Annotated in this window: 9 protein-coding genes; 3 read left to right on the forward strand and 6 right to left on the reverse strand. The window is 67.1% G+C overall.

Going from position 1 to position 15,575, the window contains the following annotated elements; translation table 11 throughout:
• Positions 1–10: 10 nt before the first annotated feature.
• Together ABE434_RS12860 and ABE434_RS12865 are read right to left on the reverse strand one after the other, a co-directional pair.
• A complete protein-coding gene (locus ABE434_RS12860) occupies positions 11–445 on the reverse strand; it encodes a hypothetical protein (RefSeq protein ID WP_346479116.1) in 435 nt (144 codons plus the stop codon).
• Positions 446–455: 10 nt separating this feature from the next.
• On the reverse strand, positions 456–1,724 hold the full coding sequence (locus ABE434_RS12865; RefSeq protein ID WP_346479117.1) for a hypothetical protein: 1,269 nt from the start codon (positions 1,722–1,724) through the stop codon (positions 456–458).
• Between the two features lie 328 nt (positions 1,725–2,052).
• Here ABE434_RS12865 and ABE434_RS12870 point away from each other — a divergent pair, with 328 nt between their 5' ends.
• Both ABE434_RS12870 and ABE434_RS12875 read left to right on the forward strand, forming a co-directional pair.
• Positions 2,053–10,617, forward strand: a complete 8,565-nt coding sequence (locus ABE434_RS12870; protein ID WP_346479157.1) for a glucoamylase family protein — start codon at positions 2,053–2,055, stop codon at positions 10,615–10,617.
• Entirely contained in the window at positions 10,614–10,874 is a 261-nt protein-coding gene (locus ABE434_RS12875; RefSeq protein WP_346479118.1) for a hypothetical protein, read from the forward strand. The genes ABE434_RS12870 and ABE434_RS12875 overlap by 4 nt, the downstream gene beginning before the upstream one ends.
• 54 nt (positions 10,875–10,928) lie before the next feature.
• On the opposite strand, the gene ABE434_RS12880 is transcribed toward ABE434_RS12875, so the two are convergent.
• The 3 genes from ABE434_RS12880 to ABE434_RS12890 form a co-directional block, all read right to left on the reverse strand.
• Positions 10,929–11,222, reverse strand: coding sequence for a hypothetical protein (locus ABE434_RS12880; protein WP_346479119.1), 294 nt, complete (start codon positions 11,220–11,222; stop codon positions 10,929–10,931).
• A 1-nt stretch (position 11,223) separates the two neighbouring features.
• Positions 11,224–11,922: a hypothetical protein gene (locus ABE434_RS12885; RefSeq protein ID WP_346479120.1), complete on the reverse strand. Its 699-nt coding sequence runs from the start codon at positions 11,920–11,922 to the stop codon at positions 11,224–11,226.
• 157 nt (positions 11,923–12,079) lie between these two features.
• Positions 12,080–12,775 carry a hypothetical protein gene (locus ABE434_RS12890; protein ID WP_346479121.1) on the reverse strand — a complete coding sequence of 232 codons (696 nt, stop codon included), beginning with the start codon at positions 12,773–12,775 and terminating at the stop codon, positions 12,080–12,082.
• A 199-nt stretch (positions 12,776–12,974) separates the two neighbouring features.
• On the opposite strand from ABE434_RS12890, the gene ABE434_RS12895 reads away from it, so the two are divergent.
• Positions 12,975–14,528: a thioredoxin family protein gene (locus tag ABE434_RS12895; RefSeq protein ID WP_346479122.1), complete on the forward strand. Its 1,554-nt coding sequence runs from the start codon at positions 12,975–12,977 to the stop codon at positions 14,526–14,528.
• 5 nt (positions 14,529–14,533) lie between these two features.
• Here the strand turns inward: ABE434_RS12895 and ABE434_RS12900 are convergent, their stop codons facing one another.
• The gene (locus ABE434_RS12900) at positions 14,534–15,454 is read right to left on the reverse strand and encodes a M14 family metallocarboxypeptidase (protein WP_346479123.1); all 921 of its coding nucleotides are present in this window, start codon (positions 15,452–15,454) and stop codon (positions 14,534–14,536) included.
• Between the last annotated feature and the right edge of the window lie 121 nt (positions 15,455–15,575).

Below are 15,575 nucleotides of genomic sequence, written 5' to 3' on the forward strand. Positions count from 1 at the left end.
AGCTTGAAACTTACACACCCTTCAACGGCGTCTCCGACCAGATCGGAAAATACTGCTCGCAGCTCCAAGCTTTCGCGAGCCAACAGGCCCGGACGGCCACATAGGTTTCTGGCTTGGAACAAGCGCCGCCGACAGTGCACTTGCCCGAAAGAACAGCAGACCCGCCTGGGGCCAGCTTTGTGCTGTGGACCATAAGCACCATTCCTTCCGGCGACTCCGGGAACGGCTCCGGATCTGGCGAGCGGATGGTGTGGAATGTCAGGTATGGATTGAGATACAGGATCGGCCTCACCGTCTCGTTGCGCAGCTCCATGACGAAGTCCCCCGTAGCGGGGTCGTAGGTGCGAATCGAAAGAGTGACGCCGTCGGAGAGCCGCGGCAGCGTTGCACAGCCTGCCAGCAGAGGTAGTGCCAGAAAGGATATATATTTCATCATGGCGCTCATCTGCCTTCCGCTAGCGGGCGTCCGGCGGCCCGAGCTTGGTCGACGGAGACAGTTCCGGCGCCACAACGGCGAGGTCGTAGCCGCGGATGAGCTCGCGCCACTCAGGCGTCAGGTCGTCCATATCCTTGCTGCGCAAACGGCGCAGATCCACCAGGATCCAGTCGCCCGGTGCCATGCCCGAGGGGCGGGCCGACATCACATCCTTGCGCCAATCGCTGTCCTTGCCGGTGGTCGCATCGAAGTCGTACACCCTCATCGGGCGACCGACCCCGTTGTATCCGGCGCCGACGCCTTTCGCGCCGCCCACCATCAGGTGCAGGGCCGTCACGCCCTGTCCGTCGGCATGTTCGGCGACGAAGTTACCCACGTCGCGCTGGCCAAGTGGGTTGTATCCTTTGTAGAGATGAAAGGCACCGAACTTCATCAGCACGCGCGCCTGCGGCACATCGGCTAGATGGGCCGCGAGCGTCCGCTTCATCAGCCGCGCCCTGCGCCCGTTCGGATCGCCACGACCAGACTGCGAGGCCTGATAAATGGCGCGCGTTTCGCGCAAGGCGGCGAACAGTGCCTTTGCCCGGTCGCCGCCGTCCTGGTCGATGGCTTTCCCCGCCGGATCCAGCGTCGCATCGCTGACCTTCAACAGAAACAGGTCCATCGGTGAGCCGGAGGCGAGCGCAGCCTGCGTGGCCGTCCGCTCCTGTTTGTCCAAGGCCTCGATCTGGGCACGGGCGAGCGGCCCTGGGGCAGACGCCAGCATCTGGTCGAACAGATAGCCGCTTACCCCCAGAAACTCCTGATCCAGCCCCCACAACGTGAAGTCCGGCCCGGCAACAGCGGCGCACTCGGCCACCGTCTGGCCTTCGGCGCTGCTGTTGAGGAACGCCATGGCGTCGGGATAGGTGGTCATGAAGTCGGCAATCTGCTGTTCGCGGTCCGGCGCTCTCATCCGTGCGTCGACTGCGCTGGCGGCCTCCGGCCCGGTCTCGACGGCCATGGCGGTCAGGCCGCCGGGCGCCATCAATCGACAGACGTTCGTGGTGAAGGCGGGGATCTCACGCGAAAAATGGCTCTCGCCGATGAGGACGTACCGGCTGGCGTCCACTGCGTCCGACAGAATGGCGGCGCCCGGGCCCGAGAAGCCCTCCGGCCGCACGGTCAGCGGCGACCCTGCCTGCGCCAGGCGATCAGCGAAGGTGAGAGGTACAACGGTCTCCGCACTGGCGGAAGCGGCGCACAGACATGCGAGCGACAGTGCCGCCCCGATCGACTTCAGACGCATATTGCTTATCCCTTGGGATGAATCGGCGTGACGGCGGGAGCCCGCTCAACCCAGTGTAGAGCAAGTGCACTTCGGCCAACCCTTGACGGCGGGACCGGCCCCGCCAGCCGCACCCGACCTTCACAGCTACCAAGGCACCCCAAATGCAACTATGAAGGCCGCGACCTGCCCCCCTCGGTAACCCATGCCCCACTTTCGTCGTCTTTTTGGTCGTTGGCTCCGCCTGCGTCGGCTCGTGCGTTGGCGTTGGCGTGAGCGCCAGGCTTCGGTCCCGGCCATCGAAGCCACCGAGGTCCCACTGCGTGCCGCGCTGTACAGCGTTGAACAGATGGAGGTGTACGGCCGCGCACTCGCGCGCCAGCACCGGGTGCGGATGCGACCTGGCGCAGAGCGCCTGCTCGATCGCCTGCAGGCCAACGAGCGTGTCCTGGAAGACGCCAACACGCTGCTCAGCAACGTAGTGCGCGAACAGCGGCCGGTGACGCCGGCCGGGGAATGGCTGCTCGACAACTACTACCTGATCGAAGAACAAATCCAGACCGCGCGACGCCACCTGCCGCGCGGCTACAGCCGGCAGCTGCCTTCGCTTGTCGGCGGCCCCTCGGCCGGATTGCCGCGCGTGTATGAGCTGTCGATGCAGGCCATCGCGCACGGCGACGGCCGCATTGACGCCGATACCCTGGGCCGCTTCATCGCCTCGTATCAGTCGCTCGCGCCGCTGAGCCTGGGCGAACTGTGGGCCGTTCCCATCATGCTGCGCCTGGCCCTGCTGGAGAATCTGCGGCGCATGGCGGCGCGGGTGATGCGCGACGGGACAGACCGTGGCCTGGCCGCCCAATGGGCGGACAACCTCAATCGCGCTGCCTCCGACACCCCTACCGATGTGGTCCTGGTGGTGGCTGACATGGCACGGTCCGAGCCACCTCTGACCGGCGCCTTCATCGCTGAGCTGACCCGCTCGCTGCAGGGGCGCGGCGGCGCATGGGCCATGCCCGTCGCCTGGCTGGAACAATGGGCGGCCGCGGCCGGGCAGCGCATCGACGAACTGGTCGCCGCCGAGGGACAGCAGCAGGCGGCCGACCAGGTCTCGATCGGCAACAGCATCGGCAGCCTGCGCTTCCTCTCCACCATGGATTGGCGCACCTTTGTCGAAGATATGAGCGTCGTCGAGCAGCGGCTGCGGGACGACCCCATGGGCGTCTATGCGCAGATGGATTTCGGCACGCGCGACGCCTATCGCCACGTAGTCGAGAAGATTGCCCGCGGCAGCCGCGTCGCGGAGGAACGCGTGGCGACCATCGCGCTGGACCTGGCACGGGCTGCGCCGCTCGAGGGGCCGCGCACGCACGTGGGCTACTGGCTCGTCGGCGAAGGCGTGAACGCCACCATTGACGCGGTGGCCGAGGCAGCACCGCGCCACCGCAAGGCACCGCGACTGGCGCATCGCGTGCCGCTGGCGCTGTACCTGCTGCCGATCATCCTGCTTGCGGTGCTGGCCACCGGTGGCCTGCTGGCCAGCGGCAGTGGCGCGGCGCCCGTCTGGCTGGCCGCGCTGCTCGGGCTGCTGGTCTTCAGCGAGCTGGGCATCGTCCTGGTCAACTGGACCGCGACGGTGCTGGTCACGCCCCGGCCGCTGCCCAAGCTCGATTTCAGCGAAGGCATCCCTGCCGCCTGCGCTACCGTGGTCGCGGTCCCGTCGATGCTCTCCAGCATCGACGGCATCGACGTCCTGACCGAAGCGCTGGAGGTCCGCTTCCTGGCCAACCGCGATCCCCAGCTGCGCTTCGTGCTGCTGACCGACTTTCTCGATGCCGCGGCAGCCGAGATGCCGACCGACGCTACCCTGCTTGCGCATGCCGTGGAGCGGATCGAGGAATTGAACCGTCGTTACGCGCCAGAGCGCGGCGATCGCTTCTACCTGCTGCACCGCCCCAGGCAATGGAACCCGGGCGAAGGCGTGTGGATGGGACACGAGCGCAAGCGCGGCAAGCTGGCCGCGCTCAACGCCCTGCTCCGCCAAGGCAATGCGGCCGCGTTCATGCGCGTCGTCGGGGACGCGGCGGCTCTGATCGGCGTCCGCTATGTGATCACCCTGGATTCGGACACACAACTTCCGCGGGATGCGGCACGCGCCTTCGTCGCCACCCTGGCGCACCCGCTCAACCGTCCGCGCTTCGATCCGGCGCTGCAACGCGTGGTCGAGGGCTACGGCATCCTGCAGCCCAGTGTCGGCACCAGCCTGGGCCGGCGCCGCACCTCGCGTTTTGCCCGGATGTTCGGCAGCGAGCCGGGTATCGATCCGTACACGCGCATGGTCTCGGACGTTTACCAGGACCTGTTCGATGAAGGCTCGTTCGTGGGCAAGGGCATCTATGACGTCGAAGCCTTCGAGCATGCGCTCGAGGGCCGCCTGCCCGAGAACCGCATCCTCAGCCATGACCTGCTGGAAGGCTGCTATGCACGCGCAGGGCTGGTGAGCGACGTTCGCCTGTACGAGGACTATCCCGAACGCTACGCCGCCGACGCCAAGCGGCGTGCGCGCTGGATCCGTGGCGACTGGCAGCTGCTGCCGTGGTTGCTGCCGTGGACACCGCGCCCGGGATCCGGATGGGAACGCAACCGGCTCAGCCTGCTGTCGCGCGGGAAGTTGCTGGACAATCTGCGCCGGAGCCTCGTACCGATCGCGGCCCTGGCCCTGTTGATGGCGGGCTGGCTGTATGCCGGAAACCCGGCCGCATGGACGGCGTGGGTGCTGGCGCTGTGGTTCGCGCCGCCGCTGATCGGCATGCTGCGCGATGCGCTGAGCGTTCCGGAAGACACGCCGCTGGAAGCGCACTACATCATGGTCGGGCGCGGTACGTTGCAGTCGTTGCTGCGCGCGTCCACCCAGATCGCCTGCCTGCCCTACGAAGCGTTGCTGGCCGGTGGCGCGATCCTGCGCACGCTCTGGCGCATGGCCGTCACCCGCCGTCACCTGCTGCAATGGAACCCCTCCAGCGAGGTCGAGCGCCGCCTCGGCGCCGACCGCGGCGCGGAGTGGCGTGTGATGGCACCTGCGTCACTGCTGGCGCTCGCGCTGGCGGCGGTCGTGGCCAGCGTGCATCCGCAGGCGCTGCCTGTCGCCCTGCCCTTGCTGCTGGCGTGGACCTTCGCGCCCGCCTTGATGGCGTGGCTGGGCCGGCCGCCGGCTGCGAGCGTGGCGGAACTGTCCGTGACCCAGCGGGCCTTCCTCGGCCGGCTGGCGCGGCGCACCTGGTCGTTCTTCCAGGCTTGGGTACGCGAGCAGGATCACTGGTTGCCGCCGGACAACATCCAGGAGCATCCGACGCTGGTCGTCGCGCGCCGCACGTCGCCGACCAATATCGGCCTGTCCCTGCTGGCCAATCTGTCCGCGTGGGATTTCGGGTATCTCCAGCAGGGCGCGGTCGCCAAACGTACCTCCCTCACCTTCGATACGCTGGACCAGCTGCCGCGCCATCGTGGCCACTTCCTGAACTGGTACGACACCGAAACCCTGGCGCCGCTGCCGCCACGCTACGTCTCCACCGTGGACAGCGGCAACCTGGCTGGCCATCTGCTGACACTGCGCCAAGGCCTGCTCGCGCTGGTCGACGCGCCGGTGCTGGCGCCGCACACGTTCGACGGCCTGGCCGATACGCTCGGCGTGCTGGAAGAGGAACGGCAGCGCCATCGCCCCCGTGACACGCCACTCGGCGAGGCGCTCAACCACCTTCGCCAGCGCCTGGCGTCAACGCGTACCGACCTCCCCCGCGGGACGGCGCAGCTGCTGGCCCGGTTGCAGGAGCTGGCCGGTCTGGCCGACGCCGTGCTGGCGCAGTGGCCGGCACCAGAGTCACCCGAGGACGGTGACCTGCACTGGCCCGCCCTGTTCGCTGACGAATGCCATGCCGCCCAGGCGGCACTCGCCGACCTCCCTGCCGCTGCCGCCGTGGACGGCGAAGCGCCGGTGCCCAGCCTGCGTCAGCTGGCCGCCCTGCCCGGTACGGCCGGTGCGGACGCTCGCGCGCGTATCGAGCAGCTGCACGCCCTGGCGCACCGTGCCGGGCAGTTCTCGCTGATGGAATACGGGTTCCTGTTCTACCGTACCCGCAACCTGCTCTCGATCGGCTACAACGTCGACGACCACCGTCTCGACAACAGCTTCTACGACCTGCTGGCGTCCGAAGCGCGGCTGTGTGCCTTCGTCGCCATCGCCCAGGGTCAGTTGGCGCAGGAGAGCTGGTTCGCGCTCGGGCGGATGCTCACCGAGGTCAACGGCACGCCGACGCTGCTGTCATGGAGTGGCTCGATGTTCGAGTACCTCATGCCGCAGCTGGTGATGCCGAGCTATCCGGACACCCTGCTCGACCAGACCGCGCGCCATGCGGTCGAGGCGCAGATCGTCTACGGCCGCACCCTTAACCTTCCGTGGGGCGTATCCGAGTCCGGCTACAACGCCGTCGATGCCCGCCTGAACTACCAGTACCGGGCGTTCGGCGTGCCGGGATTGGGTCTCAAGCGCGGCCTGGGCCAGGATCGGGTCATCGCGCCCTATGCCAGCATGATGGCGTTGATGGTCGCGCCGGAAGCGGCGTGCCAGAACCTGCAGGCGCTCGAAGGATTGGGCTTCTCCGGACGCTTCGGCATGTACGAAGCGATCGACTACACCCCCGCCCGCGTACCGCCGGGGCAGGATCACGTGCTGTTGCGTTCGTTCATGGCCCACCACCAGGGCATGGGCCTGCTGTCGCTGGATTACCTGTTGCGCGACCAGCCGATGCAGCGCCGCTTCGTTGCCGATGTCGAGTTCCAGGCCACCCTGCTGTTGCTGCAGGAACGCATCCCGCGCATCGGTGTATTCCATCCCCATGAGGTCGAATCCCTGGGCGAGCACTCCGCCATGGCCGAGCACGAGACGTCCCTGCGCGTCCTGCGCGACCCGGGTGGCCCGCGCCCGGAAGTGCAGCTGCTGTCCAATGGCCGCTACCACGGCATGCTGACCCATGCCGGCGGCGGCTACAGTCGCCACGGCGACCTGTCGCTGACCCGCTGGCGCGAAGACGGCACCACCGATGCCTGGGGCTCATTCTGCTATCTGCGCGACGTGGACAGCGGCGAGTTCTGGTCTGCCGCCTATCAGCCCACCTGCGTGGCAGTGGACAATTACGAGGCGATCTTCTCCGACGCCAAGGCAGAGTTCCGCGGTGCCCGCCGCGGCTGCGAAAGCCATCTGCAGGTTGCCATTTCTGCCGAGGACGACATCGAGCTCAGGCGCCTGCGCCTGACCAATCGCAGCCGTCGCCAGCGCACGGTGGAAATCACTACCTATGCCGAAGTGGTGCTCGCCCCCGCCGCATCCGACGATGCGCATCCGGCCTTCAGCAACCTGTTCGTGCAGAGCGAGATCCTGTCGGCCAAGCAGGCCGTGCTATGCACGCGCCGGCCGCGTTCGCACGACGAGGTACCACCGTGGATGTTCCATCTGGTGGCGGTGCATGACGCCGAGGTGGTGGCGATCTCCTACGAAACCGACCGCTCACGCTTCCTCGGCCGTGGCAACACGCCGCGGACGCCGCAGGCGTTGACCACCGATACCGAGCTCTCCGGCACGGACGGCTCGGTGCTCGACCCGATCGTGGCGATCCGCGTCCGCGTGGTGCTTGAGCCTGAGCAGACCGTGCAGCTGGACATGGTGTACGGCATCGGCGCCGACCGCACCGGTTGCGAGGCCCTGGTAGACAAATACCGTGATCGCCGCCTGGCCGACCGTGTCTTCGACCTGGCCTGGACGCACAGCCAGGTGGTGCGCAGGCAGATCAACGCCAGCCAGGCAGAGGCGTCGCTGTACGAGCGCCTGGCCAGCCACGTGTTGTATTCCAATCCGCTGCTGCGCGCGGGCGCCGCCGTCCTCCAGCAGAACCAGCGAGGACAATCCGGCCTGTGGGGCCATGCCATCTCGGGCGACCTGCCGATCGTCCTGCTCAAGGTCACCGACGCGGAGAACGTGGAACTGGTCCGGCAACTGGTGCAGGCGCATGCGTACTGGCGCCAGAAGGGCCTCAACACCGACCTCGTCATCTGGAACGACAGCAAGGCCGGCTATCGGCAGGAACTCCAGGATCAGATCCTGGGGATGGTGGCCGCCAGTTCGGAGACCGGCCTGCTTGATCGCCCGGGCGGCATTTTCGTGCGGCCAGTACAGAACATGAGCCACGAGGACCGCATTCTGTTGCAGGCGGTTGCACGCGTGGTGATCAGCGACGAGGACGGCACGCTGGCCGCGCAGGTGGGACGCCAGCCGCTGCCGGTGCGCCGGATTCCGGCCCTGGTGCCGCAGGCGGAGCAGCAGGAGCTGGCCCTGGCAATGGAAGAGACGCCCGGGCTGCCCGTCGTCGCCGACCCGGGTCCCGAACCCGGACTGCCCCCGGGCGCCGAGCATGACGAAGAGGTGGACGACCCGTGGCCGTTCCTTCCGTACCGCGGCGCGGGCCGATTCGACAACGGGACCGGCAGCTTCAGCGAGGACGGCCGCGAGTACGTCGTGGTGGTGCGCGAAGGCGCCCCGACCCCGGCGCCGTGGGCCAACGTGATCGCGAACGCCCGCCTGGGTACGGTCGTCAGTGAGAGTGCACCGGGTTATACCTGGTTCGAGAATGCACACGAATTCCGCTTGACGCCCTGGCTCAATGACCCGGTGTCCGACACCGGCGGCGAGGCGTTCTACGTACGCGACGAGGATACCGGCCGTGTCTGGTCGCCGATGCCGCTGCCGTGCAGGGGCACCGGTGCGTACCGTACCCGCCATGGCTTCGGCTATACGGTCTACGAGCATATCGAAGACGGCATCGCCAGCGAGTTGTGGGTCTTCGTCGATGTCACCGCACCGCTGAAGTTCTCGGTCCTGCGCTTGCACAACCTCTCGGGCCGCCCACGGCGGCTGTCGGCCATCGGCTACGTTGAATGGGTCATGGGCGACCTGCGCACGAAGTCGCGCATGCACGTCGTCACGGAACGCGACCCGCAGACCGGGGCGCTGCTCGCGCGCAACAGCTACAGCACCGAGTTCGGCGGCCGGATGGCCTTCTTCGACACCGATGCCGAGGGCTGCGGCTGGACCTGTGATCGCCTGGAGTTCATCGGCCGCAATGGTGGCCTGCATGCACCCGCGGCGTTGCGTCGCGAACGTCTGGATGGACGCTTGGGTACGGGGCTGGATCCCTGCGCGGCGATCCAGGTGCCGCTGGTACTGGCGCCGGGCGACCGCAGTGAAACGACGTTCCGCCTTGGCGCGGGGCGCGACCGCGACGAAACACTCGCGTTGGCACGAAGCCGCCAGGGTGCTCATGAGGCCATCGATGCGCTGGACGCCGTGCGCATCCACTGGCGCAATGTGCTGGCCACCGTGCAGGTACGCACGCCGGACCCGGCGTTGGACGCGCTGGCCAATGGCTGGCTGGTCTACCAGACCCTCGGCTGCCGCTATCTGGCGCGCAGTGGCTATTACCAGTCAGGCGGCGCGTTCGGCTTCCGCGACCAGCTGCAGGACGCGCTCGCCCTCGTGCACGCTCGCCCGGACCTGACCCGCGATCACCTGCTGCTCTGCGCTGCCCACCAGTTCGCCGAAGGCGATGTGATGCACTGGTGGCATCCTCCGCAGGGTCGCGGCGTGCGCACCCGTTGCTCGGATGATTATCTGTGGCTGCCCCAGGGCGCGTGCCGTTACCTGGAGGTCACCGGCGACGCCAGCGTGCTGGACGAAGTGGTCGGCTTCATCGAGGGACGCGCGGTGACACCGGAAGAGGAAGGGTATTACGACATGCCCACGCCTTCGACGCAGCGCGGCACGCTGTATGCGCACTGCGTCCTCGCACTGGAGCGCGGTTGCCGGTTGCTCGGCGAGCGTGGTCTCCCGTTGATGGGTACCGGCGATTGGAACGACGGCATGAACCGCGTCGGCGACCAGCAGCGCGGTGAGAGTGTGTGGCTCGGATTCTTCCTCCACGACACGCTTCGCCGCTTCATCGTGCTGGCCAACGCGCGGGGCGATGCAGCCCGTGCGCAGTGGTGCCAGGAACAGGCCGAGCGCCTGCGTCAGAACCTGGAACAGCACGCCTGGGACGGGGCGTGGTATCGCCGCGCCTGGTTCGACAACGGCACCCCGTTGGGCTCGTCGCAAAGCCAGGAGTGCCGCATCGATTCGATCTCCCAGAGCTGGTCGGTGCTGTCAGGCGTTGCCGCGCCGGAGCGTGCCCGGGAAGCACTGGATTCGCTCTATACGCATCTGGTGCGAAAGGACGCCAAGCTGATCCAGCTCCTCGATCCGCCCTTCGACAAGACGACGGAGGACCCCGGCTATATTCGTGGCTACGTACCGGGCGTTCGCGAGAATGGCGGCCAGTACACCCACGCGGCTGTATGGGCGGCGATGGCATTCGCACAGCAGGGCGATGCGGTGCGTGCCTGGGAGCTGGCCGACATGATCAACCCGCTCAACCACACGCTGGACCCGGAGGCAGTGCAGACCTACCGCGTCGAACCGTATGTGCTGGCAGCCGATGTATACGCCGTATCGCCGCACATCGGCCGCGGCGGCTGGACCTGGTACACGGGTTCGGCCGGCTGGATGTATCGCCTGCTGGTCGAATCCCTGCTCGGCATCCGTCGTGACGGTGATCGTCTGTCGCTTGAACCGTGCCTGCCCGATCACTGGCCGTCCTTCGAACTGAGCTACCGCTTCGGGCGCAGCCTGTACGAGTTCGTCGTGACCCGCACTGCGCAGGGCCAGCCGACGCTGCATGTGGATGACATCCTTCAGCCGGACCTCACCGTCCAGCTCCGCGACGACGGTCATTACTACCGCGTCGCGCTTGACCTGGGGGCGCCGCCGGGATGAACGTGCGCCCCGAAATACAGGTACAGCTTGATGCACTGGCCGGGATGCTGGTCCACTGGGTGGCGCAGGTGCGCCATCCAGCGCAGTTCTGGCCCCAGTTCGAAATGCTCGCTGGAGAGATTCTGGATCAATGCGCGCAGGCGGAGAGAGACCACGCGTGCGCGTGCATCCAAGCCATGCTCAAAGAACATGCCCTGGAGATTCCGGCATGGCACGAGCGTGATGACGGGCTGCCGCCGGGGAAGCCAGGCGCGTGATGACTATTGCTATCGCAGGTGGCCAGCAGCAACGTCATTGCATGACTGCGGGATCTACTGCTGCCAGATGAATCCGACGATAAGAATGATCAGCACCTGGGCAAGCAGGACCATTGCGACCGGGCGCTTGCGTACGAGTGCCGCCGCCATCGCCCCGCTCACGACGGCGCAGGCCGCGCCGACAAGCAAAAGTAGAAGAAGCGATCTCAATTCCAACATCGATAGCGGTTGCGCCGCCAACGTGTAGAGCACAAGGATCAGGAAAGCACCGAATGCGGCAAGCGCAGAGCGTTTCAAATAGTCCATCAAGACACCCCCGGGCGTGCCTACTCCGTTCTGGATGACCATCTCACTCCCTTTGAAGCGCAGCTTCGAGCAATTCGATGTAGCTATCCAAGCGCGTGCGCAGCCCGATGAGCAGCCATCCCAGCGCGTAGAGCAACACCATCATCCAGATGATCAGCCCCGCAACAGGATTCACATCGAACGCTGCGGCCCAATTTCCCCACGTCCAGTTGCGAAACTGCAGATAGAGCGCGACCAGGACCGGAAAAACCCCCAAGCGTTGAATGCCTCCAAAGAGAAGCCCCAGGCGCTCATTCATGCGCTGACGCAATCCACTCGAGAAGCGCAGCATTTCCTCACACTCCGCGCGCGGGAACCGACGAAGTCTGCCGACGAGTTGCCGCCAAGACTCAAAATTGAAGTCCATATCCACTGCATGCGTCAATCGCAGCTTGAGAAGCTGAGGTAGCTCGCGTAGTGCCAACAGGATCAGGTGGACCGCAAATCCAGCAAGTTCGACACCCAGGCAAATGGATAGCGTGATTGCCGCTGGCTCCGGAGCTATAAGGCGTGGGCTCAACGCAGCGGCCAGCAACCCCAGACCTGCCGCACCCAACCCAATCCAGAGAGATGCGCGCTCTGCGCGAGACGGCTTCGAGTAGCGGCTACGGGCCAGATAGGCCGCCACGTGGTCGTGCAACCAAAAGAAGCTGAGTTCGGGCTCAGCACCCCGTTCTTCTGTCGCCGGTTCCGTCGTGTGCATTCCTGATATACCCAGCCATCCATGCCTGTGGCAGATCATAGCGCCAGATGCCCCCTGAGCAGACCGCTCCCCTACCCCGCCGCTGTTCCCGCCGGCGAAGCGCCCAGCCGTACAGCGCCGGCAGCGCGAACAGGATCAGCAACGCAGATGAGGGGGATCAAGGGAGCCAGTACACCGCCTTCAACGCCTCAGCCAATCGCGATGCCGCCTCCTCCTGCGTGAACGGCGGCGTGCGCGGCGGATCGTAGACCTCCGGACGCGTCCCCGCCACGACCAGATCGATCGCGTAGCAGCCGCCGTCATGGACCGCGCGGTAGCTCTCCGCGTTGACGTAATGACTCATCGCGGCATCGCCGGCGGTGAAGTGCGTGAACGGCACGCCGCCGATATCGACCGTGGCCGCCACCGCAGGACCGGTCGCTTCGGCAGGCATCTCCAGGCAGGTCTTGATTGCCGCGGCATCATCGCTTCGCCCGATCCGGAGCTCACCGGCGGTCAACCGATCCGAGCCGTCCAGTACCAACGCTACCAGCGGTGTGCCCACGCTGTCCGGCGGTGCGAACAGCTTCCACGTCGGCGAGGCAAGGTAGTCGCGCTGGAAATCGTGCGCCACCCGCGTCCCCGCGACCGGACCGACCGCAATGCCCGAAGCGCCTTCCTGATAGACCGGTGCCGGCCGCCCGACTGTGGTCGCAGCGCCCCCGGGATCAGCCGCCTTCGCCGCCCCCGGGTCCGCGCCGCTGGGCGGTACCAGCGGCGCAGCACCGCCCTCGCCCTGCGGCGAACAGGCACACAGCAACACCGTCAAAGCGGCGGCCATCAACCCTGCATTGTTCCGGCTCGGCATCTGCATGAAAGGCTCCACTGGAAATGACCCCAGCCTGCCTCGCGGTCCGTGAACGGCATGCCATGTCGAGGGGCGGACGCACGCCTTATCACGCCCGGGCCTGCCGTCATGAGCAATCCGCATCAGGGAGACGCGGCCGGACCTTCCCGCGCTTCCTACAATCGAGCACGGCCTCCCTCCCGCCTTCTCCCCTCTGGATACCTCGATGCGCCTTGCCCTGTCCCTCGGTCTGTTGGGTGTGATCGCCCTGCTGCCGGCCTGCTCGCCCGCTCCCTCCCCCGCAGCCACTGCGACACCCACTGCGGCCGAACCGGCGCCCGCGGAAATCGCCTGGCGCCATGGCGACGTCGACGATGCGTTCGCCGAGGCCCGCGACAGCGGCAAACCGGTGCTGCTGTACTGGGGCGCGGTGTGGTGCCCGCCCTGCAACCAGCTCAAGGCCACCTTGTTCAAGGATCCCGCCTTCATCGCGCTCACGCGGCAGTATGTTCCGGTCTATCTGGATGGCGACGAGGAAGGCGCGCAGGCCTGGGGCGAGCGCTTTGGCGTGCGCGGCTATCCGACCCTGATCGTGCTCGACCCCCAGCGCAATGAACTTACCCGCTTGGCCGGCGGCAATGACAGCGAAGCCCTTACCCGCGCACTCACCCTGGCTGCCAGCCGCCGCACCGCAGTGAGCGAGGTGCTGCAGCACGCACTGAATGCACCGAAGGAGGTCAGCGCCGAGGACTGGCGCGTACTGGGCGACTACGGCTGGGAGGTGGATGCGAATCGCCTTGCCGGCGAGCGCGACACCGCCTCGCTGCTGCAGCAGTTGGCTACCTCAGCGCCGGAGCCTGCGCTGCAGCGCCGGTTCGCGCTGCTGGCACTGGGCGCGGGGAAACCCAACGCGACACCGACGCCGGCGCAACGCGACACCACACGCGTCCTGCTCGACGCCGTGCTGAGCGCGCCGGCGGAGGTCCGTGCCAATCGTGACCTGCTGGGCTACCAGGGTCCGGCCCTGGTGAGCCTGGCCAGCGCCACCCCCGAGCAGGCACAGCAACTGGGTACGCAGCTGCTGGCCGCGCTGGATGCTGCGGACCACGCTCTGGGCGACAAGGCGGATGCGCGACTGGGCACCGTCATCACCGAACTGGCGCTGCAGCGCCAGCAGCATCCCGATGAGGAGATTCCGGCCGCACTGAAGGAGAAAGCGCAGCAGCGCGTCGCCGCTGCCGATGCCGCCGCGACCACCCCGCACGAGCGCCAGGCCACGTTCAGCACCGCCGTGTATGTGCTGCGCCAGATCAAGGAGGACGATGCCGCCGAGAAGCTGCTGCTGGCCGAACTGGACCGCAGCCAGACCCCCTACTACTACATGCCCGAGCTCGCCGACCTCGCCGAGGCCCGGGGCGACAGGGCCTCCGCCCTCTCGTGGCTGCACAAGGCCTACCAGGGCGCGCAGGGACCCGCCACGCGCGTGCAGTGGGGTGTCCTGTACGTCGAAGGCCTGGTGCGCCTGAGCCCGGACGATGCCCCCGCCATCGAACAGGCTACCGGCGAGGTGATCGCCGATCTGGCCGCGCAACCGGCCGGCTACCACCAGCGCACCCGCCAGCGTTTCGAACGGCTGGGCACCACGCTGCAGGCCTGGAGCCGCACCCATCACGGTGCGGAGAGCCTGACCCGCCTGCAGGCACGGATGACCGCAACCTGCACGAAGGCCGCGTCGTCCGCGGAGGGCACGGCCGGTTGCGAGCGCTGGCTGAAGAGCTGACCCGGTCAGCGCTGGGCGAGCGCGTAATCCAGTGCCGCGCAGATGGCCGCCACCTGCGCGTCATTGCACTCGGTCGGGGACGTGCGCGGGCTGTCCGGATACACCTCGGTGGTGGTGGCATAGCGCGCGTCGGTGAAGCCGGCGCACGCACCGATCGAGCGCGACTCGCCCCAGACCACGCCCGGTGACTGCAGCGGCATGCCGATCAGCTCGCCGTTCGCATCGGCCGGGGCGATGTGCGTGATCTTTTCGACCGCGGCGATCAACGCCTGCTGGAAGGCCGGCTGCGGATCTTCGCTGTTGCCGATCACATAGAAGCCGTCCGGAATGATGTCGGGCACCAGGGCGATGCCGTCGCGCGCGCAACGCGCCGGATCGAATTCGTGCAGGTCGCTGTCGGTGGTTTCGTGGAGGTCCATGTGCACCAGCAGCGTATCGCCGCGCGCCGCCATCCAGCGCATCAGGGACGCGGCTTCCTCGATGATGCCCTCGCCGCGGAAGCTGCGGTTCGGATCGATCGCCTCTGGATTCCAGCGCTGGATGCGCTCGTAACCCCACGGGCTGACACAGGGCGCGACGATCAGGTTGATGCGGCCCGCATACGCCTCGGCATGCTGGTCCAGGAACTGCAGCGCGCCGTGGACGCCACTGGTCTCGTAGCCATGCACGCCACCGGTGACCAGCGCCGTCGGCAAGGCCGGGCTCCAGTCGTGGCTGACCACCGCGAACAGCGGGTAATGATCCGGCGCGTAATCGAGCTGACCGTATTGCACGACGTCAAAGCGCTCGCCCAGGCGCTCCAGCGCGGCCACGACATCATCGTGGTAGCTGCGCTGCCGTTGCTGCCCTGCCCGCCACTGCGCGCGCTCCGCGTCGCCCCAGGGCTGGCCGGGGGTGCCGATCGGGTAGAAATGCGTGTTGCTCATAGCGGTACTCCAAGGTGAAATCCGGTCGCAGCGCGGGTTGGGGCTGCGCGCGACAGTGCGATGGATATTCTATGAAAAAAGGAGCCGGTTGCCCGGCTCCCCTTCTTTTTCCACATCAACG

It is taken from the genome of Stenotrophomonas sp. TWI1183, assembly GCF_039673115.1.
Classification (GTDB): Bacteria; Pseudomonadota; Gammaproteobacteria; order Xanthomonadales; family Xanthomonadaceae; genus Stenotrophomonas; species Stenotrophomonas maltophilia_AA.

Excerpts from the sequence above, each read along its gene's own strand:
- ABE434_RS12875 (WP_346479118.1), top strand. The coding sequence starts at position 10,614 with ATGAACGTGCGCCCCGAAATACAGGTACAGCTTGATGCACTGGCCGGG.
- ABE434_RS12880 (WP_346479119.1), bottom strand. The coding sequence starts at position 11,222 with ATGGTCATCCAGAACGGAGTAGGCACGCCCGGGGGTGTCTTGATGGAC.
- ABE434_RS12870 (WP_346479157.1), top strand. The coding sequence starts at position 2,053 with ATGGAGGTGTACGGCCGCGCACTCGCGCGCCAGCACCGGGTGCGGATG.
- ABE434_RS12865 (WP_346479117.1), bottom strand. The coding sequence starts at position 1,724 with ATGCGTCTGAAGTCGATCGGGGCGGCACTGTCGCTCGCATGTCTGTGC.
- ABE434_RS12860 (WP_346479116.1), bottom strand. The coding sequence starts at position 445 with ATGAGCGCCATGATGAAATATATATCCTTTCTGGCACTACCTCTGCTG.
- ABE434_RS12895 (WP_346479122.1), top strand. The coding sequence starts at position 12,975 with ATGCGCCTTGCCCTGTCCCTCGGTCTGTTGGGTGTGATCGCCCTGCTG.
- ABE434_RS12900 (WP_346479123.1), bottom strand. The coding sequence starts at position 15,454 with ATGAGCAACACGCATTTCTACCCGATCGGCACCCCCGGCCAGCCCTGG.
- ABE434_RS12890 (WP_346479121.1), bottom strand. The coding sequence starts at position 12,775 with ATGCAGATGCCGAGCCGGAACAATGCAGGGTTGATGGCCGCCGCTTTG.
- ABE434_RS12885 (WP_346479120.1), bottom strand. The coding sequence starts at position 11,922 with ATGCACACGACGGAACCGGCGACAGAAGAACGGGGTGCTGAGCCCGAA.